At 67.3% G+C, this 23856-nt stretch carries 27 protein-coding genes and 1 pseudogene; 12 read left to right on the top strand and 16 right to left on the bottom strand.

Annotation, left to right across the window (positions count from 1 at the left end):
- Nucleotides 1-62 precede the first annotated feature (62 nt).
- The 4 genes from ACL03I_RS23215 to dmpG are packed head-to-tail and all read left to right on the top strand — an operon-like array spanning nt 63 to nt 4444.
- Nucleotides 63-1688: an FAD-binding protein gene (locus ACL03I_RS23215; protein ID WP_412806948.1), complete on the top strand. Its 1626-nt coding sequence runs from the start codon at nt 63-65 to the stop codon at nt 1686-1688.
- A gap of 1 nt (nt 1689) precedes the next feature.
- Nucleotides 1690-2475: a 2-keto-4-pentenoate hydratase gene (locus ACL03I_RS23210; RefSeq protein ID WP_355076778.1), complete on the top strand. Its 786-nt coding sequence runs from the start codon at nt 1690-1692 to the stop codon at nt 2473-2475.
- A 10-nt stretch (nt 2476-2485) separates the two neighbouring features.
- The gene (locus ACL03I_RS23205) at nt 2486-3394 is read left to right on the top strand and encodes an acetaldehyde dehydrogenase (acetylating) (RefSeq protein WP_063022250.1); all 909 of its coding nucleotides are present in this window, start codon (nt 2486-2488) and stop codon (nt 3392-3394) included.
- A gap of 12 nt (nt 3395-3406) precedes the next feature.
- The gene (dmpG, locus tag ACL03I_RS23200) at nt 3407-4444 is read left to right on the top strand and encodes a 4-hydroxy-2-oxovalerate aldolase (protein WP_397074366.1); all 1038 of its coding nucleotides are present in this window, start codon (nt 3407-3409) and stop codon (nt 4442-4444) included.
- Nucleotides 4445-4546: 102 nt separating this feature from the next.
- On the opposite strand, the gene ACL03I_RS23195 is transcribed toward dmpG, so the two are convergent.
- Together ACL03I_RS23195 and ACL03I_RS23190 are read right to left on the bottom strand one after the other, a co-directional pair.
- Nucleotides 4547-4954: a hypothetical protein gene (locus ACL03I_RS23195; RefSeq protein ID WP_355076782.1), complete on the bottom strand. Its 408-nt coding sequence runs from the start codon at nt 4952-4954 to the stop codon at nt 4547-4549.
- A 22-nt stretch (nt 4955-4976) separates the two neighbouring features.
- Nucleotides 4977-5615, bottom strand: coding sequence for a hypothetical protein (locus ACL03I_RS23190; protein ID WP_412806995.1), 639 nt, complete (start codon nt 5613-5615; stop codon nt 4977-4979).
- Between the two features lie 44 nt (nt 5616-5659).
- Between ACL03I_RS23190 and ACL03I_RS23185 the strand changes: the two are divergent.
- Nucleotides 5660-5872: pseudogene (locus ACL03I_RS23185) on the top strand (4-hydroxy-2-oxovalerate aldolase); the annotation flags it as partial.
- Between the two features lie 97 nt (nt 5873-5969).
- Here ACL03I_RS23185 and ACL03I_RS23180 read toward each other — a convergent pair.
- The 3 genes from ACL03I_RS23180 to ACL03I_RS23170 form a co-directional block, all read right to left on the bottom strand.
- Nucleotides 5970-7145, bottom strand: a complete 1176-nt coding sequence (locus ACL03I_RS23180) for a lipase family protein (RefSeq protein ID WP_412806947.1) — start codon at nt 7143-7145, stop codon at nt 5970-5972.
- A 164-nt stretch (nt 7146-7309) separates the two neighbouring features.
- A complete protein-coding gene (locus ACL03I_RS23175) occupies nt 7310-8155 on the bottom strand; it encodes an ATP-grasp domain-containing protein (protein WP_412806946.1) in 846 nt (281 codons plus the stop codon).
- Between the two features lie 89 nt (nt 8156-8244).
- Nucleotides 8245-8817 carry a YdeI/OmpD-associated family protein gene (locus ACL03I_RS23170; RefSeq protein ID WP_412806945.1) on the bottom strand — a complete coding sequence of 191 codons (573 nt, stop codon included), beginning with the start codon at nt 8815-8817 and terminating at the stop codon, nt 8245-8247.
- A 185-nt stretch (nt 8818-9002) separates the two neighbouring features.
- Between ACL03I_RS23170 and ACL03I_RS23165 the strand changes: the two genes are divergently transcribed.
- From ACL03I_RS23165 to ACL03I_RS23155, 3 genes are all read left to right on the top strand, one after another.
- Nucleotides 9003-10484 (top strand): AAA family ATPase, encoded by a 1482-nt coding sequence (locus tag ACL03I_RS23165; protein WP_412806944.1) that lies wholly within the window; start codon nt 9003-9005, stop codon nt 10482-10484.
- Between the two features lie 57 nt (nt 10485-10541).
- A complete protein-coding gene (locus ACL03I_RS23160) occupies nt 10542-11399 on the top strand; it encodes a 3-hydroxyacyl-CoA dehydrogenase (RefSeq protein WP_412806943.1) in 858 nt (285 codons plus the stop codon).
- 68 nt (nt 11400-11467) lie between these two features.
- Nucleotides 11468-11626, top strand: coding sequence for a type II toxin-antitoxin system VapB family antitoxin (locus ACL03I_RS23155; RefSeq protein WP_355076796.1), 159 nt, complete (start codon nt 11468-11470; stop codon nt 11624-11626).
- 44 nt (nt 11627-11670) lie between these two features.
- Here the strand turns inward: ACL03I_RS23155 and ACL03I_RS23150 are convergent, their stop codons facing one another.
- The 6 genes from ACL03I_RS23150 to hsaA are packed head-to-tail and all read right to left on the bottom strand — an operon-like array spanning nt 11671 to nt 15915.
- Entirely contained in the window at nt 11671-12048 is a 378-nt protein-coding gene (locus tag ACL03I_RS23150; protein ID WP_379250331.1) for a DUF5615 family PIN-like protein, read from the bottom strand.
- Nucleotides 12045-12317, bottom strand: a complete 273-nt coding sequence (locus ACL03I_RS23145; RefSeq protein ID WP_245548807.1) for a DUF433 domain-containing protein — start codon at nt 12315-12317, stop codon at nt 12045-12047. The genes ACL03I_RS23150 and ACL03I_RS23145 overlap by 4 nt, the downstream gene beginning before the upstream one ends.
- A gap of 47 nt (nt 12318-12364) precedes the next feature.
- Complete coding sequence (gene hsaB, locus ACL03I_RS23140; protein ID WP_412806942.1) at nt 12365-12937, bottom strand: 3-hydroxy-9,10-secoandrosta-1,3,5(10)-triene-9,17-dione monooxygenase reductase subunit; 573 nt, start codon at nt 12935-12937, stop codon at nt 12365-12367.
- 20 nt (nt 12938-12957) lie between these two features.
- Nucleotides 12958-13863, bottom strand: coding sequence for an iron-dependent extradiol dioxygenase HsaC (gene hsaC / locus ACL03I_RS23135; RefSeq protein ID WP_355076801.1), 906 nt, complete (start codon nt 13861-13863; stop codon nt 12958-12960).
- Nucleotides 13863-14741, bottom strand: a complete 879-nt coding sequence (hsaD, locus tag ACL03I_RS23130) for a 4,5:9,10-diseco-3-hydroxy-5,9,17-trioxoandrosta-1(10),2-diene-4-oate hydrolase (protein WP_412806941.1) — start codon at nt 14739-14741, stop codon at nt 13863-13865. The genes hsaC and hsaD overlap by 1 nt, the downstream gene beginning before the upstream one ends.
- A gap of 10 nt (nt 14742-14751) precedes the next feature.
- Nucleotides 14752-15915: a 3-hydroxy-9,10-secoandrosta-1,3,5(10)-triene-9,17-dione monooxygenase oxygenase subunit gene (gene hsaA, locus ACL03I_RS23125; protein ID WP_355076804.1), complete on the bottom strand. Its 1164-nt coding sequence runs from the start codon at nt 15913-15915 to the stop codon at nt 14752-14754.
- A 198-nt stretch (nt 15916-16113) separates the two neighbouring features.
- Between hsaA and ACL03I_RS23120 the strand changes: the two genes are divergently transcribed.
- The 3 genes from ACL03I_RS23120 (at nt 16114) to ACL03I_RS23110 (ending at nt 18630) form a co-directional block, all read left to right on the top strand.
- Nucleotides 16114-17310, top strand: a complete 1197-nt coding sequence (locus ACL03I_RS23120; protein ID WP_356963597.1) for a Rieske 2Fe-2S domain-containing protein — start codon at nt 16114-16116, stop codon at nt 17308-17310.
- Nucleotides 17310-17642, top strand: coding sequence for a hypothetical protein (locus ACL03I_RS23115; RefSeq protein ID WP_355076806.1), 333 nt, complete (start codon nt 17310-17312; stop codon nt 17640-17642). Before ACL03I_RS23120 ends, ACL03I_RS23115 begins: the two co-directional genes overlap by 1 nt.
- 169 nt (nt 17643-17811) lie before the next feature.
- Nucleotides 17812-18630, top strand: a complete 819-nt coding sequence (locus ACL03I_RS23110; RefSeq protein WP_412806940.1) for an MBL fold metallo-hydrolase — start codon at nt 17812-17814, stop codon at nt 18628-18630.
- Nucleotides 18631-18636: 6 nt separating this feature from the next.
- Here ACL03I_RS23110 and ACL03I_RS23105 read toward each other — a convergent pair whose 3' ends face one another.
- Entirely contained in the window at nt 18637-19047 is a 411-nt protein-coding gene (locus tag ACL03I_RS23105) for a cupin domain-containing protein (protein ID WP_355076809.1), read from the bottom strand.
- A 7-nt stretch (nt 19048-19054) separates the two neighbouring features.
- Nucleotides 19055-20128: a saccharopine dehydrogenase NADP-binding domain-containing protein gene (locus tag ACL03I_RS23100; RefSeq protein ID WP_412806939.1), complete on the bottom strand. Its 1074-nt coding sequence runs from the start codon at nt 20126-20128 to the stop codon at nt 19055-19057.
- A gap of 96 nt (nt 20129-20224) precedes the next feature.
- Here ACL03I_RS23100 and ACL03I_RS23095 point away from each other — a divergent pair, with 96 nt between their 5' ends.
- Nucleotides 20225-21142 carry an AraC family transcriptional regulator gene (locus ACL03I_RS23095; RefSeq protein ID WP_412806938.1) on the top strand — a complete coding sequence of 306 codons (918 nt, stop codon included), beginning with the start codon at nt 20225-20227 and terminating at the stop codon, nt 21140-21142.
- 135 nt (nt 21143-21277) lie between these two features.
- Here ACL03I_RS23095 and ACL03I_RS23090 read toward each other — a convergent pair whose 3' ends face one another.
- The 3 genes from ACL03I_RS23090 to ACL03I_RS23080 form a co-directional block, all read right to left on the bottom strand.
- Nucleotides 21278-22030, bottom strand: a complete 753-nt coding sequence (locus ACL03I_RS23090) for a DUF427 domain-containing protein (RefSeq protein ID WP_355076813.1) — start codon at nt 22028-22030, stop codon at nt 21278-21280.
- 93 nt (nt 22031-22123) lie between these two features.
- Nucleotides 22124-23365: an MFS transporter gene (locus ACL03I_RS23085; protein ID WP_356963602.1), complete on the bottom strand. Its 1242-nt coding sequence runs from the start codon at nt 23363-23365 to the stop codon at nt 22124-22126.
- Entirely contained in the window at nt 23362-23835 is a 474-nt protein-coding gene (locus ACL03I_RS23080; protein WP_355076815.1) for a MarR family winged helix-turn-helix transcriptional regulator, read from the bottom strand. Before ACL03I_RS23080 ends, ACL03I_RS23085 begins: the two co-directional genes overlap by 4 nt.
- Nucleotides 23836-23856: the final 21 nt, after the last annotated feature.

The raw sequence follows: 23856 nt of genomic DNA, 5'->3' as shown, positions 1-23856 counted from the left end.
GACTTGCTCGACGTTCCGTTTGTCGAGGAAACTTGTTTCAGTTTCAGACCGGAGTTAAGAACATGGGCCTCGAATGGGACCTGGCCACCGACGTTGTCGTGGTCGGATACGGCGCCGCGGGGGCGGCGGCCGCGCTGGAAGCGACCGAGGCGGGCGCGCAGGTGCTCGTGCTCGAACGCTTCGCCGGAGGCGGGACGTCGGCGCTGTCGGGCGGCATCATCTACGCGGGCGGCGGCACCTCCGTGCAACGGGAGGCCGGGGTGGAGGACACCCCGGAGGCCATGTACGCCTACCTCGAGCGCGAGGTCGGCGACGCGGTCGCCCCCGAGACGTTGCGCCGGTTCGTCGACGAGAGCCCGGAACTGATCGAGTGGCTGAAGGCGCACGGCGTTCCGTTCGAAGCCTCGCTGTGCCCGTACAAGACTTCCTACCCCAACGACCGCTACTACCTGTACTACTCCGGCAGCGAGATCTCCGGCGCGTTCCGCGACATCCCGCCCGCCCAGCGCGGACATCGGGTAAAGGGAAGGGGCACTTCGGGAAAGCAGCTCACCGGCCCGCTCGCCGCCGCCGCGTCCAGGGCGGGCGTGCGCGTGGAGACCCTCACCCGGGTGACCCGACTGATCACCGACGGCGCGGGCGCGGTGATCGGCGTCGAGTGCCACACCTTGCGCGACGCGCCCGGCCGGGTCCGCGACCGTTACACCCGCATGGCGAAGGTCGCGGCCAAGCCCGGCATCTACTACCCGCCGCTGCGACGGGCACTGGAACAGCGGCTGGACCTGCTGGAACGCCGGTACGGCAGGACGATCCGGGTGCTCGCGCGGCGCGCAGTGGTGCTCAGCGCGGGCGGGTTCATCGCCAATCGCGAGTTGGTGCGGCAGTACGCGGCCGCCTTCCACGGCGGTCTCGCCCTCGGCACCACCGCCGACGACGGCAGCGGCATCCTGATGGCCGAGCAGGTCGGCGCGGCCGTGGATCACATGGACAACGTCTCCGCGTGGCGATTCCTGCTGCCGCCGAGCGCGTTCACCGCGGCGCTGCTGGTGGACGCCGATGGCAGGCGGGTGATCGACGAGACGCGCTACGGCGCCGCGGTCGGCAACAAGCTGATCACCGAGCACGGCGGCAAGGGGTGGCTGCTGGCCGACAACCCTCTGATGCGCACCGCGATCGGGCAGATCGGCAAGCAAGGAGCCTGGTTCCAGCGCGGGCAGTTCGAGACCATGCGTCGCACCGCGATTCGCGGCGCGACGCTGGAGGAAGCCGCGGCGAAGGCGGGCATCGACCCGGCCGGGCTGCGCGCGACGGTCGACGCGCACAACACCGCGATCGAGAACGGCGCCCCCGATCCGGTCGGGAAACCCGCCGAGTTCACCGAACCGGTCCGTACCGGCCCCTTCTGGTTGTTGGATGTGGGCATCAAACCGAGCCTGACCAACCCGTGCCCCATGCTCACCCTCGGCGGCGTCGTCGTGGACGAGCGCACCGGCGCGGTCAAGACGGCCGAGGGCGCCGACATCCCCGGGCTCTTCGCGGCCGGGCGCACCGCGGTCGGCGTCTGCTCCAAGTCCTACGTCAGCGGGCTGTCGCTGGCCGACTGCGTCTTCTCCGGCCGCAGGGCGGGGCGGTCGGCCGCGGGCGAGCAGGTCTCGGCGCTGGAAAACGCAACAGTGGAAGGAAATTAGCGTGCTGTCCGACGCGGTACGAACCGAACTGGCCGACGAACTCGAGCGCGCCGAGCGCGACCGGGTGGCGATCGATCCGCTGATCGCCCGCCACCCCGACATCGACGTGGTCGACGCCTACGAGATCCAGCTGATCAACATCCGCCGCAGGCTCGACGCGGGCGCGCGCGTGGTCGGGCACAAGGTGGGCCTGTCCTCGAAGGCCATGCAGCAGATGATGGGCGTGGACGAGCCCGACTACGGGCATCTGCTCGCGGAAATGGAAGTCTACGAGGACGTTCCGGTGGAAGCGGGCCGGTATCTGTTCCCCCGGGTCGAGGTGGAGGTCGGGTTCGTGCTCGGCGCCGACCTGCCCGGCGCGGAGTGCACCGAAGAGGACGTGCTCGCCGCCACGGTCGCCTTCGCGCCCGCGATCGAGTTGATCGACTCGCGGATCAAGGACTGGAACATCGGCCTGGCCGACACCATCTCCGACAACGCGTCTTCGGCGGGCTTCGTGCTCGGCGCGCAGCGTGTCGCGCCGAAGGACATCGACATCAAGGCCATCGACGCGGTGCTCACCCGCAACGGCGAGGTGGTCGCCGAGGGCCGCAGCGACGCGGTCCTGGGTGATCCGGTGATCGCGGTGGCCTGGCTGGCGCGCAAGGTCGCGAGCTTCGGTGTCCGGTTGAAGGCAGGTGACATCGTGCTGCCCGGCTCGTGCACCCGCGCCATCGACGCCCGTCCGGGCGATGACTTCCACGCCGAGTTCGCCGGACTCGGCTCTGTCCGTTTGCAATTCACCTAGGGAGGCTGTCGTGTCCAACGGGACCGTCACCGCCGCGATCGTCGGGTCCGGCAACATCAGCACCGATCTGCTCTACAAACTGCTGCGCTCGCAGAAGATCCAGCCGCGTTGGATGATCGGGATCGACCCGGACAGCGAGGGGCTGAAGCGGGCGCGCGGGCTCGGGCTGGAAACCTCGCACGAAGGCGTGGACTGGCTGCTCGGGCAATCCGAACTGCCCGACCTGATCTTCGAGGCGACCTCGGCGTACGTGCACCGCGCCGCCGCGCCGCGCTACGCCGAAGCGGGCATCCGCGCCGTCGACCTCACCCCCGCCGCCGTCGGCCCCGCCGTCGTGCCGCCGGTGAACCTGGGCGCGAATATCGACGCGCCGAACGTCAACATGATCACCTGCGGCGGCCAGGCGACGATCCCGATCGTCGCCGCGGTGTCGCGGGTCGTCCCGGTGCCGTACGCGGAGATCGTCGCGTCGGTGTCGTCGGTCTCCGCGGGCCCCGGCACCCGCGCGAACATCGACGAGTTCACCAAGACCACCAGTCGCGGCGTCGAGACCATCGGCGGGGCGCAGCGCGGTAAGGCCATCATCATCCTGAATCCGGCCGAGCCGCCGATGATCATGCGCGACACCATCTTCTGCGCCATCCCCGACGACGCCGACACCGACGCGATCGCCGACTCGATCCACCGGATGGTCGCCGACATCCAGCAGTACGTGCCCGGCTACCGGCTGCTCAACGAGCCGCAGTTCGACGAGCCCTCGGTGGTCTCCGGCGGCATGGCCAAGGTGTCGGTGTTCGTCGAGGTGGAGGGCGCGGGCGACTTCCTGCCCCCGTACGCGGGCAACCTCGACATCATGACCGCCGCCGCTACGCAGGTCGGCGAGGTCATCGCCGAGCAGATCGTCACGGCCCGGGTGTAAGGAGCTTTCGACATGGCCTACTCAGCAGAACTCGACATCCGCGTCACCGACACCTCGCTGCGCGACGGATCCCACCACAAGCGCCACCAGTTCACCGCCACCGAGGTCCGCGACATCGTGGCCGCGCTGGACGGCGCGGGCGTGCCGGTGATCGAGGTGACCCACGGCGACGGTCTCGGCGGTTCGTCGTTCAACTACGGCTTCTCCAAGACGCCGGAGCAGGAACTGGTCACCATCGCCGCCGAGACCGCGAAGCGGGCGAAGATCGCCGTGCTGATGCTGCCCGGCGTCGGGGTGAAGGAAGACATCAAGATCTCCCAGGACAACGGCGCGTCCATCTGCCGGATCGCCACACACTGCACCGAAGCCGACGTGTCGATCCAGCACTTCGGTCTGGCGCGGGAACTCGGACTGGAGACGGTCGGGTTCCTGATGATGTCGCACACTCAGCCGCCGGAGGTGCTCGCCAAGCAGGCGCGCATCATGGCCGACGCCGGCTGCCAGTGCGTCTACATCGTCGACTCGGCCGGTGCGCTGGTGCTTGAGCAGGTTTCCGACCGCGTCGCGGCGCTGGTGGCCGAACTCGGCGACGACGCGCAGGTCGGCTTCCACGGTCACGAGAACCTCGACTTGGCCGTGGCCAACTCGATCTACGCCATCCGCGCCGGCGCGAAGCAGATCGACGGCAGCGCACGGCGTTTCGGCGCGGGCGCGGGAAACACCCCGGTCGAGGCGCTGGTCGGCGTGTGCGACAAGCTGGGCGTGAAGACGGGCATCGACTTCTTCGCCATCGCCGACGCCGCCGAAGACGTCGTCCGCCCCGCCATGCCCCAGGAATGCCTGCTCGATCGCCAGGCCCTGATGATGGGCTACGCCGGCGTCTACTCCAGCTTCCTCAAGCACGCCGAACGGCAAGCCGAGCGCTACGGCGTCTCCGCCGCCGAAATGCTCGTACGGGCCGGCAAGCGCAAGCTGGTCGGCGGCCAGGAGGACCAGCTCATCGACATCGCGCTGGAATTGCAGCGGGAGAAGGCGACCGTCTCCGCCTGAGCGGTCGAACGCAGCGGGCCGCGAACGAAGCTACCGTTCGCGGCCCGATGCGCCCAGAACACCGAATTATGTGTCGGTGGCATCGTCGGCGTGCGGCTCGGCCTAATCAGCGGAGTGTCCTAAATGTCCGTACCGGACGAGATACGCCTTGCCCGCGAGACTTTGCCAACCGCGTTCGGTCGGTTCCAACGACCGCCCACTCGTGGTTGGGTCCTTGGGCCACGGCTCCCGAATATGGATCTGGATATCGTCCTGGAGAATCAGAGCCAGTTCCATCGCGAACTCCTCTGCGGTCGCGCTACCCGGTTCGGTGGGGTCGAGGGCTGCGGCAGTGCCGGCATCAGGCACAGCAATGCGCACCAGAGCCTTCGGCTCGGGGCGCCCGGTCCGTTCGGCGAACCTGCGCCATTTATCGGAAGTTCCGGTTTCTACATGTACCGCAAATCCGAGCGAAGTTTCGATGTCGGAAGCGAGTAGCCTTGCGCCTCGGACGGCGTCATCTATGTCCACGTCCTCTATCCTGCCACGGCTGTTACGGGACGATGAATTCGTTGAGCGGTGTGATGTAGACGGTGCCATCGGGCGCCGTATGGAGGCCGTCCACATGCAGCACGTCGCCGCTCTTCCAGATGTTCTTGCCGTTACGGTAAACCGCCTGTCCAAAATGCAGCATGTCGTCCTTCTCTGATTTTTGTATTTTGCTTATCGGCGATTTATTGACGAATAAATGCCACTCGTATTCACCAGGTCGGTGGCTTAAGTCGTTGATGAACCACCACCACGTGTAGTAGCCGATTGGATCGCCATTATATGGCCTAATTTCAGATTTGAGAGTTCCATGCTCGGTCTTCAGCTGATAGGCGAGACATAGTGGAGGCGTAGCCTCTGCGACAGCGGGGAGTGCGACCTGGCCAGCGATGCAGCAGGCAATCGCCATCGCCGACATCGCCAGGGGCCGCCATCGTCGATGAATGCTTATCCTTCCGATGCCGTTGCGGGGTGCTGGTTTGATGCGGCGGCTGATCCCCGAGTTGAGCACGGCTCCAGCGGGTGCTACCACCGCTGGAGCGGGGGTTGTCGAGGTGCGTAAGCTCGACCGAGCGGCGATTTTTTGGAGTTGTCCACAGCGCTTGCGCGGATCACCGGCGAGGTGTCCACGGGACTCGAGCACGCGGGTTCGTTCAGGCGACGGTCAAATCGTCGGGAACAGGTAGCTGTGCGCTAGATCGTCGGGCCCTGATGATGGGCTACGCCGGCGTCTACTCCAGCTTCCTCGAGCACGCCGAGCGCCAAGCCGAGCGCTACGGCGTCTCCGCCGCCGAAATGCTCGTGCGCGCGGGCAAGCGCAAACTGGTGGGCGGCCAGGAGGATCAGCTGATCGACATCGCGCTGGAATTGCAGCGGGAGAAGGCGACCGTCACCGCCTGACCGGGCGAACGCAGCGGGGGCGCGGACGGAGGTTCGCGACCCAGTTCGTCTGCGCTCGAGTAAGGCTCTGCCGGTCGACGGCGGTCGAGTGGGTCGACTACGCGGGGCCGAGAACTGCGGCGACGAAGGAGAGCACGTCCGGCCAAGCGGCGGCGACGATTCCTTCGTGATCGGTGTCGTAGCTGCGGAATTCGTATTTCGTTCCGGCGAGCGTGTATTGGGTGAGTAACAACCGGGTGAGCGCGATGGGGACGACGTTGTCGGCGGTGCCGTGCGCGATGAACAGCGGGCCGCGATACCCCGAGGTCGGTACCCTCAGGTAGCCGGTGAGGGCGTCGGCCAAAGGGCTGCCCGCCACAGGTCGCTGGAGCATCGATCCGATCGTTGTGCCGCGAACCGCCGATTGCCACTCCCGTTGGCACCGCCGGTCGATCCGAGCCAGCGCGTCCGCACCCGCGGGTGTCAGTGCGGCAGCCACTGTGTCGGGTGCGGCGAGTCGCATCCCGTTCAGCATGGCGGCGAATAGGGCGGTGGAGCCTTCGAAGCCGGGGACCTCCGGCACATACGGTCCGGCGAGTGCAAGAACTCCTTCGATGTTCGACGGTGGCGCGAGCGCCGCGGTGCCACGGAATTCGAGTTCGGGAGCGTAGATGTCGGCGATGCCACCCGTGTTGAGCGCGGCGTGCCCGCCCTGGGAGACACCCGTCACCGCCCACCTACGCGCGAGCGCGGCATTGACGTGGCGGGCGGCGCGGACGAGGTCGACGGTCGCCGTGGCCTCGGTGCGCGACTGGAGATAGGGGTGCGTGGTGGCCGCGACCGCGCCGAGGCCGACATAGTCCGGCGCGACGACCGCGTACCCCTGGTCCAGCAGCCGTCGGACGATGGGCGCGTCGTAGCGCGGGTTCGTGCTGATCCCGCACGTCGCGCCGAGTCCGCTGGTCCCGTGCTCCCAGGCGACGATCGGCCAGCCGCCGGCGGGCGGTGTTCCGTCAGGTGTCGCGAGCACGCCGGTCGCCATGGTCGGCGCGCCGGTCGGGCCCTCGGTGATGTACTCGATGAAGCGCGCGGACTCGATGCCACCCCATCCGCCCGAAAACCCATGCGAGCCGACTGCCGAGCCCGGTTCCATTGTTGCCCCGGCGATCTCGTCGGCATGTGCGGCTGTACCCGCCACGTCGGTAGCGAGCACAGCGAGTGAGCAGAGCACTAAGGCCATCGCCCGCCGCGGCTTCGGGATGGCGGCGGCAGGGTGGAACCAGTTGGCGAACATCGGCTTCCTTCGCAGACCCGACCCGAAGTGCACTGCTGCACCACATATTCCAGCTTACGGCGAGTACCGGCCACAGTCGGTTCGCGCGCGGCAGGGCTTCGTAACCTCTTCGATCACGGAAATCAAGGACCGCCATCGAGTACCTGATACTCGTCTGCCCGTGCTCAACCCGCGCGGAGGAGGGCGATCAGCTCTTCGGCCGGAATGGTCGCAGGCCGGTCGCTGACCTGGCCGTCTCCGAGTTCGACCAGGCACCAGGTCCGGTCGTCGCGTAGTGCGAAGTCGGCCGTGACGAAGGGGAGGCCGAGGGTGGTGATGGCGTCTTCGACGGTGGCCGGATCGAAAGCGACGTCAGGCATTTCCTCCGGGGTGTCCGGGTGCGGGCCGATCAACCGGCACTTGCCGTCCGCCCACCAGGTGCGCACTTCGGCAGACTGGAAACGCTCGAAGCGGCGCAGGACGAATCCGCCGGTCAGGTCTTCGCCGCGGAGTTCACGGAATCTGCTCGCGACCCGCCAGGCGGCGTCCGGGTCCGCCACGTCGGGGATGAACGCCGCTTCGTGCCAGTAGTGCTTCATCGACTTGGTGTAGTCGCGCAGGACGACGGGGCCGGTTCCCAGCTCCCGACGCGCGTGATCGAACGCGACGCGATCGCCCCCGCTGGTCCATACCGATCGAGGCGTCATCTCGGCGAGTGCGGAATACCACCCCGGCAGCTCGTGCGCCCGCCGGTATTGTTCGGCGCTCGTGCGCAGCGTGACGCCCCGCTGCCGCAAGCTCCGTTCGAACGCGGCGTACTCAGCACTGCGCAACATCCAGCCGCGGTAGACAGCCACCCCGCTGGAACGGACGCGTCGAACGGCCTCCTCGGCGCCGTCGGCGCGGGTCAGCGCGTCGTGATCGACCACGGCGACTTCCAATCCGACGGCACGAGCCGCGTCCGCCTCCGGGGCGAAATGCTCGTCGACGCGTTGGGGACGAAGTACATCGGCCGGAACAAGAAGCAGCACAACACATATCCTCGCGTCGGCGCACACGATTCCCAACCGATTTTCGCCTCGCCGCTATCGATGATCATCGATGCCGCAGTCGACTCGGACTACGCCGCTGGCTGATTCAACTCATCGAGCATGCGCCGCACCTGCCCAGCCCGCTCGGCGGAACTCCGTGTCTTCATCAGCCGCAGGAAGTGCGCATACTGCGCGGTGCGGTCGAGCAGTTCGAATCTCTTCCGTGCGCGTGGATTCGCGCTGAGCGCTTCGAGCAAGTCGGCCGGACAGGTGGCGGTCCGCTGGGATTCATAGGCGGCCGCCCAGCGCCCATCGGCCTGCGCGGCGGCGATGGCCGCGAAACCGGCTGCCCGCATGCGACCTGCGGCGACGAGAGCTTCGGCTTTGGCGACGTTGATCTGCGACCACGGACTCCTCGGACGGCGCGGCGAGTATCGCTGCAGGTAGTGCTCGGCGTCGAGGCCGCGGCGGTGACTGTCGATCCAGCCGAAGCAGAGCGCGCCGTCGAGCGCCTCCCCGTTGCTGATCGTCCGGTCCGCCGCCCCCTTCTTGGCGATCTTCAGCCAGACATCGGCGTGCCTGTCGTGATTGGCTGCCAGCCACTCCTCCCACTGTGCGACGTCGACACAAGTAAGAATTCTTGTTCCATCGAAGCGACTCACGGTGCCCTCCAAGATGCGGTGATGTCTTTCCACCTCATCCTCCGACCCAAAGTGCTCATCAACTGAGCACTTCACCCTTCGGGTGGCACACGAGCGTGTGGTGGTCCCCGGGATTCGCCGCTCTAATGTGCCAGCTGGTGAGAGTAGTACAGTTATCATAAGTTCACTACTTTTGGGAGGGGCGCGTGCGGAAACCGTCCGACATCTTCGATCGCGACCGGGAATGGGAGGCACTGACCCGGTTCGTCGACGATCCCGCCCCGAGTGCGTCTCTCGGCGTGATCTCCGGTCGACGCAGGCAAGGTAAAAGTTTTCTGCTTGAGGCCGTCTGCGAAGTCGCCGACGGTTTCTACTTCTCCGCGCAGGAGGCCACCGACGCGGAATCGCTCGCCGCCGTCGGGGAGGCGCTCAGCCGCCACCTCGATCTGGTCGCTCCCTTCACCCCGGCGAACTGGGGGCAAGTGATCGATGTGCTGCTTCGCATGGGACGCGAGAAGAACACGCCCGTGGTGATCGATGAGTTTCCCTATCTGGTCAGGGCGAATCCAGCGCTGCCGTCGATCATTCAGGGAGCGTATGCGCCGAGGCGAGCCGAGCGCACCGCTTCGCGCACACGGTTGCTGCTCTGTGGTTCGGCGTTGTCTTTTATGGGTGGCCTGCTTTCGGGAAATGCCCCGCTGCGCGGCCGTGCTTCGCTCGAATTGCCCATCGCCACCTTGAATTACCGGCGAGCAGCGGAGTTCTGGGGGATCAGTGACCCTCGGCTGGCCCTGCTCGTGCATTCGGTGGTGGGCGGAACACCGGCGTATCGGACCGAGATGATCCGCTATGACGCGCCCGCGAATCTCGCGGATTTCGATGATTGGGTGGTTCGAGCGATTCTGTCCCCGGGAAGCCCGATGTTCCTGGAGGCGCGGTACCTGCTCGCCGAGGAGCCCGATCTTCGGGACGGCGCCCTCTATCACTCCGTGCTCAACGCCATCGCCACCGGCAACACCGGCCGGGGTGGCATCGCCGGCCACGTCGGCCGCCCGGTGAACACGCTGGCGCACCCCTTGACTGTGCTCGAGGACGCCGGTTTCATCACCCGCGAGGCCGACGCGTTCCGCGCCAACCGCAGCGATTTCCGGATCGCCGAACCGCTGGTCACCTTCTACCACGCGATCATGCGGCCGTTCTGGCCTCAGCTGACCTTGGCCACGGACACCAGCCGTATCTGGCAGCGGGCATCGCATCGGTTCGCCAGCAACGTGATCGGTCCGCACTTCGAGCGAATCTGCCGCGAGTGGGCCATGCTTTTCGCCCAGGAAAGCACCGGCCGAAATCGGCTCGGCGACCTTCCGGTGCAGGTTTCGTCCGGCACGGTCAACGATTCGGCGAACCGTACGACACACGAGGTCGACGTCGTCGCGGTCGGTTACGCCGAGGACGGCCGTCCACCGCTGCTCGGCATCGGGGAGGCGAAGTGGAACGAGGTGATGGGCCTCGGCCATCTGGACCGTCTGCGGCGCATCCGCGAACTGATCTCCGCGAGCGGGAAATTCGATGTCACCGGAATGCGCCTGCTCTGCTTCTCCGGCGCGGGATTCAGCGAAGACCTGCAACGGGCCGAGCGCGAAGGCGAGGTCGAGCTGATCGGACTGGATGAACTGTACGGCCGCTCGTAAACGTACGATATCGGCCATCGAGCACCGCCACCATCAACGTCTCGAGAGGAGAGACGAATGACCATCGACATTCGCAAGGTGACCGTCCTCGGCACCGGAGTGCTCGGTTCGCAGATCGCCTTCCAGACGGCCTTCCACGGTTTCGAGGTGACGGCATACGACATCGACGACAAGGCGCTGACCGCGGCCAGGGAGCGACTCGACAAGCTGGTGGCGGTCTACCGTGAGCAGGTACCCGGCGGCGGGGACGGCAAGGCCGAGCAGACGGCGGCGGGCATCGCGCTGACTTCCGATCTGGCTCGAGCGGCGCAGGACGCGGATCTGGTCATCGAGGCCATTCCCGAGGTGCTGACCATCAAGCAGCAGACGTACGAGAAGCTCGGCCAGGTCGCACCGGAGCGCACCATCTTCGCCACCAACTCCTCCACCCTGCTGCCCAGCGCCATCAAAGACTTCACCGGCCGCCCGGACCGATTTCTCGCGCTGCACTTCGCGAATCAGGTGTGGCACTTCAACACCGCCGAGATCATGGGCACCGCCGACACCGACCCGAACGTGTACCAGGCCGTGGTCGACTTCGCCTCGAAGATCGGCATGGTGCCGATCGAAATCCACAAGGAGAAGGCCGGTTACGTCCTGAACTCGCTGCTGGTGCCGTTGCTCAACGCGGGCATGAACTTGGCGGCGGCCGGCTACGCCGATCCCGAAGCGGTGGACAAGACCTGGCAGATCGGCACCGGCGCACCGGCCGGGCCGTTCCGCATTCTTGACATCATCGGCCTGACCACGCCTTACAACATCCTCGTCAACAACGAGGACGAGGAGTCCCAACGGCTGGCCCAGTGGTTGAAGGAGAACTACATCGACAAGGGAAAGCTCGGCATCGCCACCGGCGAGGGTTTCTACAAGTACTGACCCGCGAGGGCGCCGAGCGCCACGGAATATGGAGGCGTCGAAGTGACAGCACTCATCGGAGGTGTGTCATGACTTGGACCGTAATCGACCTCGATGTCCAGCTGGTGGCTGATGTCTCGAAGGTGCTGGGCACCGGAACGAAAACGGAGACGGTGAACGCGTCGCTTCGTGAGGTGCTGGAGACCCGCCGCCGCGCGCTCGCCCGCACCCGTCTGCAGGATGGGTAGTTTCCGCCGGCCCGGGCCGCTTACCACGGATCGATTCGGCTCGGTCAGCGCTGACCATCTGTTTCGCTGTCGGTATGTCCGACCAACCGGTCACGACCCATCTCCACTACGGCGCACGTCTTCAACAGCGGCACGATCTCGCAAAGATGCGCTGTGCACAGCTCGAGCAGCGCCGCGTTGGTGATGTTCCCGGTGGCGATGATAAGCAGCGACCGGGGGGACCCGCGCAGGACATGGCTGACCCAGAAATCACGGTCCTTCGTGACGACCACGCGGTCTTCCCGATCCGCTCGCATCGCGATCTGATGATCCGTAGTGCGATTTCCGAGCAGGAAGTCGGAAGTATGCACCGCATCGTGACCTGCCTCGGACAACAGCACGGCGAGCCGGCGCGGCAGCTGCGCATCGACCAGGAACTTCACGCTGCGTCGAAGGGGATCGTGGTCCGTTGCGCAGTCACCACGGCAGCGTATTCGAGCGCTGCCAGAATGTCCTCGTGTTCTAGATCCGGATAGTCGCCCAAGATCTCATCGGGCCGCATCCCTGAGGCGAGCAGTTCCAGCAGCATCTCGACCGGATACCGCAAACCCCGCACCACGGGCTTGCCGTGGCAAATTTCGGGGTCCGTGGTGATACGGCCTAATAGCGACATGTCTCTACTGTATCCAGTGCCCTCGATCAGCGCGTCCATTGCCGATCGCGGCGCGGGCGAAGGACGCGAGCCGCACCGGATTGCAGCTACAACCAGGTGTCCAGTGTGGTCGTCGTGAGGAAGTGCTCCAGGTCCGCGCGCCACGGGGCTGGTGTGGTCTTCTCCGGTTCGATGGCGGTGTACTGGCCGCGGTAGAAGAGCAGGGGACGGCCGGTAGTGGTCGATTCGGAGAGGGTCTGGACTCGCCCGATCACGATGTAGTGGTCGCCGCCGTCGATGACGTTGTCCACCTTGCACTCGATGGTGGCCAACGCTTCGTCCAGCAGCGGAAGTTCCAGGTCGGAGGTGTGCCAGGCGGCGCCGGCGAACTTGTCGGGTTCGCGGGAGCCGAAGCGGGCGCACAGTTCGCGCTGCTGTTCGGCGAGGACGTTCACGCAGAAGCGCCCGGATTTCTCGATCGCCGCCCAGGACCGGGACGCCTTGGTGGGGCAGAACAGCACCAGCGGCGGTTCGAGGGAGAGGGCGGCGAAAGACTGGCACGCGAAGCCGATCGGCACTCCGTCGTCGTCGAAGGTGGTGATCACGGTGATGCCGGTGCAGAACTGCCCCAGCACATTCCGGAACTGCCGTGGATCGATCTCGGATCCGTCCGCGGTCATCGCTTCGCTCGCCCTCTCGGTCACTGCTGCCGTTGCCCGACGGTGAAGTCGTGGCCCCACAGGCTCACCGCGGTCGATTCTCGCGCGATCCAGTCGTGGTCGTCCACTTCCAATCCCTCGCAGCCGAATTCGACGTCGAATCCGCCCGGCGTCTTCATGTAGAAGGAGAGCATCTTGTCGTTGACGTGCCGTCCGAGCGTCGCCGACATCTTGACCTTCTTGCGCAGCGCGCGGTCCAGGGTCAGGCCGACGTCGTCGGCGTTCTCCACCTCGAGCATCAGATGCACAATGCCGCTCGGCGTCGGCATGGGCAGGAACGCCAGCGAGTGGTGGCGCGGATTGCAGCCGAAGAAGCGCAGCCAGGCGGGCTCGCCGTCGGCCGGGCGACCGACCATCTGCGGTGGCAGCCGCATCGAGTCGCGCAGCCGGAAGCCCAGCACGTCGCGGTAGAACTCCAGCGCCGCTTTGTCGTCCTTGGTGCTCAGCACCACGTGCCCGAGCCCCTGCTCCTCGGTGACGAACCGGTGCCCGTATGGACTGACGACCCGGCGATGCTCCAGCGCCGCGCCGTGGAAAGCCTCGAGCGTGTTGCCGGACGGGTCGTCGAACTTGATCAGCTCGTACACCCGGCGATCGGCCAGTTCGGTGGCCGTGCCCTCCTTGTAGGGCACACCCGCCGCGTCGAGCCGGTCGCGGACGTCCTGCAACTCCTCGGCATTGGCGGTCTCCCAGCCCGAGACCTGTAGCCGGTCCTTCTCGCCGGGAACGATCACCAGCCGGGCCGGGAACTCGTCCATGCGCAAGTACAGCGCTTCGGGGTCGGTGCCCTTGCCCTCGACCATGCCGAGGACCTTCAGGCCGTACTCCCGCCAGGCGGCCATGTCGGTCGCCTCGATACGCAGATATCCCAGTGAGCGGATGCCCATCACTTCTCCTTGACGCCCGCGAGGAAATCGATCGCGAGCCGGTTGAATTCGTGGAACTTCTCCAGCTGTGCCCAGTGCCCGCAGCCACCGAAGACGTGCAGCTGCGCGCGCGGGATCACCTTGGTCGCCACCAGCGCGCCGTCGAGCGGGTTGACCCGGTCCTCCCGGCCCCAGATCAGCAGCACGGGCTGACGCAGTTTGTAGGCGTCGCGCCAGAGCATGCCCTTCTCGAAGTCCGCGCTGGCGAACGACTTGCCCATCGCCCTGGTCGCGGCCAGCGCCTCGGGCGTGCTCGCCGAGGCGAACCGCTCGTCGATCAGCTCCTCGGTGATGAGCGACTGGTCGAAGACCATGATGCGCAGGAACGACTCCAGGTTCTCCCTGGTCGGCTCGAAATTGAACTTGGAGAGCAGCTTCACGCCCTCGGTCGGGTCGGGCGCGAACAGGTTGGTGCTCAGCCCGCCCGGCCCCATCAGGATCAGCTTCCCGGCCCGATCCGGGTAGTCCAGTGCGAACCGGACCGCCGCGCCGCCGCCGAGCGAGTTGCCCAGCAGGTGCACCCGGGACGTGATCTCCAAGTGGTCGAGCAGGTCCTTCAGCGCCGAGGCGCTGTGCACGAAGTACTGCGGATGCTCGGTGGGTTTGTCCGAGCGGCCGTAGCCCGGCTGGTCGACCGCGATCACGTGGAAGTGCTCGGCCAGCACCGGGATGTTGCGCGCGAAGTTCGACCAGGAGGACGCGCCAGGCCCGCCGCCGTGCAGCAGGACGATCGTCGGCCCGCTGCCGACGCCCGCCTCGTGGTAGTGCAGCCGCAGATCGGGCCGCACCTGCGCGTAGCGCGAGGTCGATTCGGCGGTGAGTTCCGCGGTAGAGGTCACGGTCGTCCTCCTAGACCATGCCGTCGGTGACGGGCAGGCCGAACTCGTGCGTGCCGTACATCAGGTAGGCGCGCTCGGGATCGTTGGCCGCGTGCACCCGGCCCGCGTGCGCGTCACGCCAGAAGCGTTGCAGCGGTGTGCCGTTGGCCAGTGCGGTGGCGCCGGAGCTCTCGAACAGCTTGTCGATCGCGGCGATCGAGCGGCCGGTGGCGCGCACCTGGTCGCGCCGCGCCCGCACGCGCAGGTCGAACGGGATCTCCTTGCCCGCCGCCAGCAGTGCGTACTCGTCGGCGACGTTGCCCGACAGCTGCCGCCACGCGGCGTCGATGTCGCTGGCGGCCTCCGCGATGCGCACCTTGGCGAACGGGTCCTCCTTGGCCTTCTCGCCCGCGTAGGCCGCGCGCACCCGCTTGCCCTGGTGCTCGACGTGCGCCGCGTAGGCGCCGTAGGCCATGCCGACGATCGGGGTGGAGATGGTGGTGGGATGGATTGTGCCCCAAGGCATCTTGTAGACCGGATCGGTATTCTGCTCCAGACCGGGCGATTTCAGTTCGCTCATGGCACGGAAGCTGAGGAACCGGTGCGAGGGCACGAAGACGTCCTTCACCACGACGGTGTTGGAGCCGGTGCCGCGCAGGCCGACCACGTTCCACACGTCGTCGATGCGGTAGTCGTCGCGCGGGATGAGGAAGCTGCCGAAGTCCACCGGCTTGCCGTCCTTGATCACCGGGCCGCCGAGCACCGCCCAGGTGGCGTGATCGCAGCCGGACGACCAGGCCCACGCGCCGTTGACGAGGTAGCCGCCGTCGACGACCGTGCCCGCGCCCATGGGCGCGTAGGAGGAGGAGATCCGCACTTCGGTGTCCTCGCCCCAGACGTCCTCCTGCGCCTGCTGCGCGAACAGCGCGAGGTGCCAGTTGTGCACGCCGACAATGCCGGCCACCCAGCCGGTGGAGCCGCACGCGCCGGCGATCTTGCGCACGGTGTCGTAGAAGACCACCGGATCGGCGGCGTGACCGCCCCACTGCTTGGGCTGGAGCAACCGGAAGAAGCCGGTCTCCTGCAACGCCTTCATGCTTTCGTCGGGGATGCGCCGCAGGTCCTCGGCCTCCTGTGCGCGTTCGCGCAACGTCGGCAACAGCGCTTCGACCCGTTCGGTCACTTCTTGCGTCATCTCGGGACCTGCTCCTGCCTGGTCGGTTGATGTCCGGAATCTCATTTGCCTCTGAGACTAGAACACGTTCCTATTTATGTCGAGAACCGGTGTTCACCCTCGCGCGGACATGCGCTCATGCAGGAAGTGAGGTGAATCGCTGGCGTCGAGGACGCCAGTTTTGTAACGTGTTCTAGTACAGATGGAGGAGGAAACGCGATGGCAGTTACCCCACAGGGCGGCGCGAAGGTCCGGGAGCTGGATGTCGGCACCGCACCGACCCGCTATGCGCGGGGATGGCATTGCCTGGGTCTGGCCAAGACGTTCCGCGACGGCAAGCCGCACGCGGTGAACGTTTTCGGCACCAAGCTCGTCGTCTGGGCCGACAGCAGTGGTGAACTGCGGGTGCTCGACGCCTACTGCAGGCACATGGGCGGCGACCTGAGCATGGGTGAGGTCAAGGGCGACGACATCGCCTGTCCGTTCCACGACTGGCGCTGGTCGGGGACCAATGGCAAGTGCACCGCGATTCCGTACGCGCGGCGGGTGCCGCCGCTGGCGCGCACCAGGAAGTGGACCACGCTGGAGCGCAACGGCCAGCTGTTCGTCTGGCACGACCACGAGGGCAGCCAGCCGCCGCCCGAGGTCACGATCCCGCACATCAAGGGCCCCTACACCGACGCCGACGGCAACCCCAGCGAGCAACTCGACAGCGGGTGGACCGACTGGACCTGGAATTCGATGCTGATCGAGGGCGCCAACTGCCGCGAGATCATCGACAACGTGGTCGACATGGCCCACTTCTTCTACATCCATTTCGCCTTCCCGACGTACTTCAAGAACGTCTTCGAGGGTCACATCGCCACCCAGTTCCTGGAGACCAAGGGCAGGCCGGACATCGGCATGGCCTCCAAATACGGCGGTGACACGCTGCTGAAGTCCGAGGCCTCGTACTTCGGGCCCTCGTACATGATCAACCCGCTGATCAACATCTACAGCGGTTACGAGGTCAAAAGCGTCCTGATCAACTGCCACTACCCGGTCACGCAGGACTCCTTCGTCCTGCAATGGGGCATCACGCTGGAGAAGCCCAAGGGCGTCGAGGGCGAGATGGCGACCAAGCTGGCCGAGAAGATGACCGAGGGCATCAGCGTCGGCTTCCTGCAGGACGTCGAGATCTGGAAGCACAAGTCCAAGGTCGAGAACCCGCTGCTGTGCGAGGAGGACGGGCCGGTCTACCAGCTGCGTCGCTGGTACGACCAGTTCTACGTCGACCTGGCCGACGTCACCGAGAAGATGACCCAGCGCTTCGAGTTCGAGGTCGACACCACCAAGGCGAACGAGGCGTGGGAAGCCGAGGTCGCCGAGAACCTGCGGCGCAAGCGCGAGTCCGAGGAAGCCGAGGCGAGCGTCTGATGGCGGCCACCTGGGCGAAGGCACCCGATTTCGCCGATCAGCCCGCTCGGCGAGCCGAAGTGCGCGCCCAGACGGTGGTCGACAAGCAGCGGTATCTGGAGGACGGCCTGACACCCCTGCGGTGCCGGGCCTGCCAAAGTCATGTGCTGGTGCGCAAGAGCAGCAACCACCAGACGTCGGTGCAGTGGACCGGCAACCCGGCCGAGCACTGCCCGGTTTTCGCCGCACTGAGCGCGACCGGTCACGGGCCGGGTCGCCCGGACTCGTGTCCGGATCTCGAGCGCACCATCGCCTGGGCCGTGGACGAGGGCGTGCTCGAAATTCCTGAGTGATCAGGCTGTTCGGGATCGGCGGGCGGCGATCGATTCGCCCGCCGATTACCGCGGCGGTGACCGCGCTGTCGCGGCCGAGTCGTGCTCCGACTACGTTGACGGGAACAAAAGAGACCTTCGTGCCGAAACGGATCAGTCCGATTCGGCGCCGCAGGAGGGAGTTTCCGCGATGCTGGTGCGGCATCTGGACTGCGCGACCATGTGCCCGGTCGGCGGACGAGCGCTGCTCGGCAGCGGTGGTCTGCTGACCGGCGGGTTGGTCGGCCATTGCCTGCTCGTAGAGTCCGATGACGGGCTGGTGCTGGTGGACACGGGCTTCGGCATGGCCGACGTGCTCGACCGGGGCAGGCTCGGTTTCGGTACCTCGCGGTTGCTACGTCCCCGGTTGCGCCCCGAACTCACCGCGCTGCACCAGATCCGCGGGCTCGGCTATCGGCGCGAGGACGTCCGGCACATCGTGCTCACCCATCTCGATCTCGATCACGCGGGCGGGCTGTCCGACTTCCCCGACGCCACTGTGCACGTCTTCGCCGACGAACTCGACGCGGCGACCCAGCGCCCCACCCTCGGGGAGAAGATGCGGTATCAGCCGCGCCAGTGGGAACACGGCCCCCGCTGGCTGGCCCACGAGACCGGCCCGGACACCTGGTTCGGCTTCACCGCCGTCCCGGTGCTCGAGGACATCATGCTGATCCCGCTGGTCGGCCACACGCGCGGGCACAGCGGCGTCGCGGTCCGGCAGAGCGACGGATGGTTGCTGCACTGCGGCGACGCCTATTTCCACCACCGGCAGCTGGCGGCGGGGAAGGCGCGTCCCCCGGTCGGCCTCGGCGTGTTCGAGGTGTTCGCGAGCACGCTCGGACGAGAGCGGGTGGAGAACCTGGAACGGCTGCGCACGCTGCACGCCGACCACGGCGAGCGGGTGCGAATGTTCTGCGCGCACGATCCGCACGAGCTCGAACGATTCGCCGCCGTGCCGGTGCGCTGAGCCGGGTCAGTCCAGCCGGAAATCCGCGAAGTCGAATCCCGGCGCGACGATGCAGCTGACCAGCACGTATTCCGCAGTCGCCGGCCGCGCCGACTGGCTGACCCCGCCCGGCACCACCGCTTGGAGCGCCTGACCGTGCTCCAGGTCGGGGCCGAGGATCACCTCCTCGCCGCCGATCTCCAGCGCCAGCGGTCCGCCACGGTGCCAGAGCCACAGCTCGTCGGAGCGCACCGTGTGCGGGGCGGACCGCTCGCCCGGCAGCAGCAGGAAATGGATCGCGGTGGCGGCGGCGCGCGGGCCCGGATAACCCTCCGGTGTGAATTCCACCGGGCTGCGCCAGGTTTGGCGGTACCAGCCGCCTTCGGGATGCGGCGCGAGATCGAGGGCGACAGCGAGCGGCGGTCGATTGTCGGTCATCGTTCGACTATGCCCGATCCTTCGCCGACGCTCGGCTTCCCTCGATACGCCAGGTGATACCGAAAGGCGCCAGCGCGTCCAGGAAATCGGCGGGGTCGAACGCCTCCGCCGGCGCGAGGGCGCCGGGCGCCGCGGCTCCGCCGGCCAAGCGGACCGCCGACTCCACCGCCATCAACGCCGAATCGCGGTAGGAGTCGACGCCGCTGAGCACGCCGCGGACCTGCCGCCCGTCCGCGCCGAACGCGTCGACGACGAGGTCGTAGCGCAGGTCCGCGCCGGGCGCGTCGGGCAGCGTGTCGATCAGTTCGGCGGTGAACCCGCTGAGTGTGTCGAGGATCGAGGTGGCGAGGACGCCCTCGACGTAGGAGACGTCCGAGTGCCGCGGGATGGTCAGGACCGGGGGCTGCGGGAATTTGGCGACGGTGGTCGGCTCGGTGTCACCGGGGAAGGTCATCCTCTCGCGGCGCGCCGTCGCGCCGGTGCGCAGTTCGCCGTCGGCGTAGTGCCAGCCGCCGCCGCGGAACCAATCCAAACTGGCGAGCACCGTCTTCGCGCTGCCTTTGGAACCATTGCCGCCGCTCTTGCTCAGATGGCTCAACACCACCTCGGCCGGCCCGGGCACCCGGCGCGTGATGAGGTGTGCCAGCAGGTCGCCGGGGAGGTTGCTGTCGGTGACGCCGGAGACCACGGTGACGCCGGCCGCCGCCGCGCGCGGTCCGAACTCGTCGAGCACGCGCTTCAGGAAAAGCTGCTCGCCGGACATGTCGGTGTAGTGCGCACCCGCGTCGATCGCGGCGGCCAGCACCGCCGAGCCGTGCTCGACATAGGCGGGCAAGCTGCTGATCACCACATCCGCTCCGGTGAACGCGGTGACCAGAGCCGTGTGGTCGGACAGGCCGGCTACCCGGATGTCGGCTGCGGGCAGGTCCGCGGCATCGGCAGCGGCTCGGACGCGATCGGCGTCGCGGCCCACCAGGATCGGGGCGAGGCCGCGGCGGCGCAGTTCGGCGAGCAGGTAGCCGCCGGTGTGTCCGGTCGCGCCGTAGACGGCGATGGTGGCGGTGGTTTCGGTCGATGTCATGAACAGAAAGCTATTGGCTTGTCGTGAGCCGGACAATGCGTAGAGCGCTCGATAATTTGTCCGAAACACTCAACTGCAGAGTGCTACGGTGAATGGGTGGATATTCTCAGCGAGACCATCGCGGCCATCCGCACCGGCAGTCCCACCTCCGGCCTGTTCATCCGGCACGCTCCGTGGGGTCGGCGGTACCCGGTAGTGCCGGGCGCGGGTTTCCACGTGGTCTTGCAGGGCTCTTGCTGGGTGGTGCCGCCGGACGGCGAACCCATTGCACTCGGCGTGGGGGACGTGCTGTTCATGCCGCGCGGGGCCGACCACGACTTGGTGGACAGTCTGGACACCCCGGTCACGGAGACCGCGCAGCCCGGTGAGCCACGGGAGATCGTAGGGCCGGGCGTGCGGACCGCCTTGCTGTGCGGCGCTTATGAACTCGGCCGCAGCCGCACCCATCCGATCCTCGACGAGTTGCCCGAGTTCATCCATCTGCCCGCGCGTCCGGGGCGACATCCCGCGCTGCGCGGCGCGGTCGACCTGCTGGCCGCGGAGATCGCCGAGCCCCGTCCGGGCAGCGACGCGGCCGTGCCCGCGATCCTCGAGACGTTGCTGCTGTTCATCCTGCGGGCCTGGTTCGACGAGCAGTCCGACCTGTGCTCCTCGGGCTGGGCGGGCGCCTTCGCCGATCCCGCGGTCGCGGCGGCGCTGCGCGCGGTGCACGAGGAACCGGCCCGCGCCTGGACCGTCGCCGACCTCGGTGACATCGCGGGCGTCTCTCGCGCCACCCTCGCGCGTCGCTTCCTCGCGACGGTCGGCGAACCGCCCCTGGCTTACGTGACCCGCTGGCGCATGCTGACCGCCGCTCGTCTGCTCCGGGACACCGACAGCAGTCTCGGCGCGGTGGCCCGCCGGGTCGGATACGCCTCGGAGTTCGCCTTCGCGAAGGCCTTCAAACGCGAATACGGCGTGGCGCCGGGCCAATACCGCCGTGCGGCCGACAGTCCGCCATTGGTCGCGGTCTGACCGGGCCGCCGCATATCGCTCGACCGGACCGGCAAGTGCGCGCGGCGCGAGGACTGATCCCTGCCAGCGCCGTGTGACGTGATGACCGAGGGGAACGACGCCGAAAGGGGCGAGACTCGCGGGCTGTCGCCGAACTCAGCTGAACGGCGAGCGCGGCCTTTCCTGGAGTTCCCCGTCGACGTAGATGTCGACCTTCTCGTTGTAGAAGCAGACCAGCCCGGCGACCTTCTGGCTCTCCGGAAGCGGCGTGCGGTAGCCCCACACATAGTCGGGATACTCGTTGCCGCCGACGCGGACGGTCCAGTAGTCGGCGGTGCCCTTGTACGGGCAGCTGGTGTGGGTGGCCGACGGAAACAGCAGATCCATGCGGACGTCCGTCATCGGCAGGTAGTACCGCGCGGGCAGACCCGTTTCGAAGAGAATGCGCGGCCCGTGCGAGTCGGCCACGGTGACCCCGTCGATCTCCACCCGCACATGCCGGGAGCTGGCCAGGATGTCGACGCGCGAGTACGGGTTGCGCGGGTGGACGTAGATCGGTTCGTCCTCCTCGAACCACTCGTCCATCGCGCCCCACTCCAAGCGAACCAGCTCGCGCAATTCGGTCAGCGGCGAGTCGTGGTAGCGCAGCGCCGCCCCGCCCGCTGTGGTGCCGTCGACCATGAGGTCGTAGACCGTCGCGTCGCCGCGGCTGGTGGAGTGCTGGGTCTGCCCGTTCGGTTCGAGCTTGGCGCGCAGGTCGGTGACGGGCAGATAGTAGGTCGGATAGTGCGGGTTCTCCCAGACCAGCACCGGCCGCGCGCTGTCGGCCACCAAGTGCCCGCCCAGATAGACGCGCACACGCTTCTGGCTGGTCTCGACGCTGACGCGCCCCCGCTTCGCTTCGGTCATATCTCCTGACCGTACTCCTCGCACCGGCCCGCGCCAGGGTGCGGAAACGGCGAAGGCAGCCACGCTGGCGGCTGCCTTCGGTGCGCGCGGGGATCAGTCGTCGCCGACCGTGATGGCCTGGGCTTCCTCGACGCTGTGCGGTGCGGGATCGTGGTCGTCGAGGTGGGCCAAGGCGGCGCGCCCGGCGAGCAGGACGACGACTGCGGCGGCGGTGCACGCCGCGCCCACCCAGAACGGCAGCGAGACGCTGTGCTCGCCGAGCTTGCCCGCGAGGTAGGGCGCCGCGGCGCCGCCCGCGAAGCGGACGAAGCTGTAGGCCGCCGAGGCGGTGGACCGCTCCACCGGCGCGGAGATCATCACGGCCTCGGTGATCAGCGTGTTGTTCACGCCGAGGAACAGGCCTGCCAGCACGGTGCCGACGATCAGCACCGGCTTGTGCTCGGCGAACACGGCCATCGTCGCCAGGTCGGCGGCGAACAGGCCCAGGGAGAGTCCCATCATCGGCAGCGAACCGAACCGGCGCTGCAACCGGGGAGCGAGGAAGACCGACGCGATCGCCAGCAGTACACCCCAGCCGCAGAAGATGAAGCCGATCGCATAGGTGCCCATATCCAGCGGGAACGGGGTGTAGGCGAGCAGGGTGAAGAAGCCGAAGTTGTACAGCAGGGCGGTGATGCTCACGATCAGCAGCCCCCGGTAGCGCAAGGCGCGGAACGGCGCGGCGATCGAGGTGTGATGCGTCGGCTTGGGCCCTTCCGGCAGCAGGACGACGATGCTCACCAGCGCGATGGCCATCAGCACCGATACGCCGAAGAACGGTCCGCGCCAGCTGATTCCGCCGAGCACGCCGCCGACCAGCGGACCGGTCGCGATGCCGATGCCGAGCGCCGCCTCGTAGAGGATGATCGCGCGGGCAACGCCGCCGCTGGCCGCGCCGACGATGGTGGCCAGCGCCGTGGCGATGAACAGCGCGTTGCCCAGGCCCCAGCCCGCGCGGAAACCGACGATCTGCGCCACCGTATTCGACATACCGGCCAGCGCCGCGAACACGATGATGATCGTCAACCCCGCCAGCAGCGTCTTCTTCGCGCCGAAGCGACTGGACACCACGCCGGTGACCAGCATGGCCACGCCGGTCACCAGCATGTAGCTGGTGAACAGCAGCGACACCTGGGACGGGGACGCGTTCAGTTGCTCGCCGATCGGTTTGAGAATGGGATCGACGAGGCCGATGCCCATGAACGCGATCACGCTCGCGAACGCGACCGCCCAGACGGCTTTCGGTTGCTTGGTGTTGTCCGCGACCGGGGCGCGGGTGGGAGCCAAAGTGCTCATCGGTGTTCCCTCGAGATCGGATCGTGCTGTCGCGTAGCCGTTTTCAGGGCCTCCAGCAGGTCGTGCAGTTCGGTGTCCAGCCGGGCCAGTCGCTCGGTGTCGAAGCCGGGCAGGTGTTCGCCGATCGCGGTGGCGAATGCGCGGCGGAACTCGGCCAGCCGGGTCCGCCCGGCCGGGGTGAGTTCGACGATCACGGCCCGGAAGTCCTCCGGGTCCTTGCGCCGGGTCGCGTAGCCTTCCGCGACCAGCTTGCCGATCAGCGCCGTTGCCGCCGGCTGTGAACATCGGTCGATTCTGGCGAATTCGCTGACGCGCAGCGCGCCGTGTTCGTCGAGCACCGCCAGCGCCCGCAACATGGCCCGCGGCAGGTCGTCGCCGCTGATCACCCCGGCCAGCCGAGTGAGCCTGCCCGCGGTGACGAGAAGGTCGACGACGATGTCATCCGCTACGTTCACCTGAGCTTGCCGCACGAGAAATATTATTACATAGGC

The organism is Nocardia sichangensis, from assembly GCF_047200615.1.
Lineage (GTDB): Bacteria > Actinomycetota > Actinomycetes > Mycobacteriales > Mycobacteriaceae > Nocardia > Nocardia sichangensis.
This window is presented reverse-complemented; position numbering and strand designations above follow the sequence as displayed.

What these genes read in the sequence shown, in the direction of transcription:
- ACL03I_RS23215 (WP_412806948.1), top strand. Translation starts at nt 63, where the DNA reads ATGGGCCTCGAATGGGACCTGGCCACCGACGTTGTCGTGGTCGGATAC.
- dmpG (WP_397074366.1), top strand. Translation starts at nt 3,407, where the DNA reads ATGGCCTACTCAGCAGAACTCGACATCCGCGTCACCGACACCTCGCTG.
- ACL03I_RS23180 (WP_412806947.1), bottom strand. Translation starts at nt 7,145, where the DNA reads ATGTTCGCCAACTGGTTCCACCCTGCCGCCGCCATCCCGAAGCCGCGG.
- ACL03I_RS23160 (WP_412806943.1), top strand. Translation starts at nt 10,542, where the DNA reads ATGACCATCGACATTCGCAAGGTGACCGTCCTCGGCACCGGAGTGCTC.
- ACL03I_RS23155 (WP_355076796.1), top strand. Translation starts at nt 11,468, where the DNA reads ATGACTTGGACCGTAATCGACCTCGATGTCCAGCTGGTGGCTGATGTC.
- ACL03I_RS23145 (WP_245548807.1), bottom strand. Translation starts at nt 12,317, where the DNA reads ATGGACGCGCTGATCGAGGGCACTGGATACAGTAGAGACATGTCGCTA.
- hsaB (WP_412806942.1), bottom strand. Translation starts at nt 12,937, where the DNA reads ATGACCGCGGACGGATCCGAGATCGATCCACGGCAGTTCCGGAATGTG.
- hsaC (WP_355076801.1), bottom strand. Translation starts at nt 13,863, where the DNA reads ATGGGCATCCGCTCACTGGGATATCTGCGTATCGAGGCGACCGACATG.
- hsaA (WP_355076804.1), bottom strand. Translation starts at nt 15,915, where the DNA reads ATGACGCAAGAAGTGACCGAACGGGTCGAAGCGCTGTTGCCGACGTTG.
- ACL03I_RS23120 (WP_356963597.1), top strand. Translation starts at nt 16,114, where the DNA reads ATGGCAGTTACCCCACAGGGCGGCGCGAAGGTCCGGGAGCTGGATGTC.
- ACL03I_RS23115 (WP_355076806.1), top strand. Translation starts at nt 17,310, where the DNA reads ATGGCGGCCACCTGGGCGAAGGCACCCGATTTCGCCGATCAGCCCGCT.
- ACL03I_RS23110 (WP_412806940.1), top strand. Translation starts at nt 17,812, where the DNA reads ATGCTGGTGCGGCATCTGGACTGCGCGACCATGTGCCCGGTCGGCGGA.
- ACL03I_RS23105 (WP_355076809.1), bottom strand. Translation starts at nt 19,047, where the DNA reads ATGACCGACAATCGACCGCCGCTCGCTGTCGCCCTCGATCTCGCGCCG.
- ACL03I_RS23100 (WP_412806939.1), bottom strand. Translation starts at nt 20,128, where the DNA reads ATGACATCGACCGAAACCACCGCCACCATCGCCGTCTACGGCGCGACC.
- ACL03I_RS23090 (WP_355076813.1), bottom strand. Translation starts at nt 22,030, where the DNA reads ATGACCGAAGCGAAGCGGGGGCGCGTCAGCGTCGAGACCAGCCAGAAG.
- ACL03I_RS23085 (WP_356963602.1), bottom strand. Translation starts at nt 23,365, where the DNA reads ATGAGCACTTTGGCTCCCACCCGCGCCCCGGTCGCGGACAACACCAAG.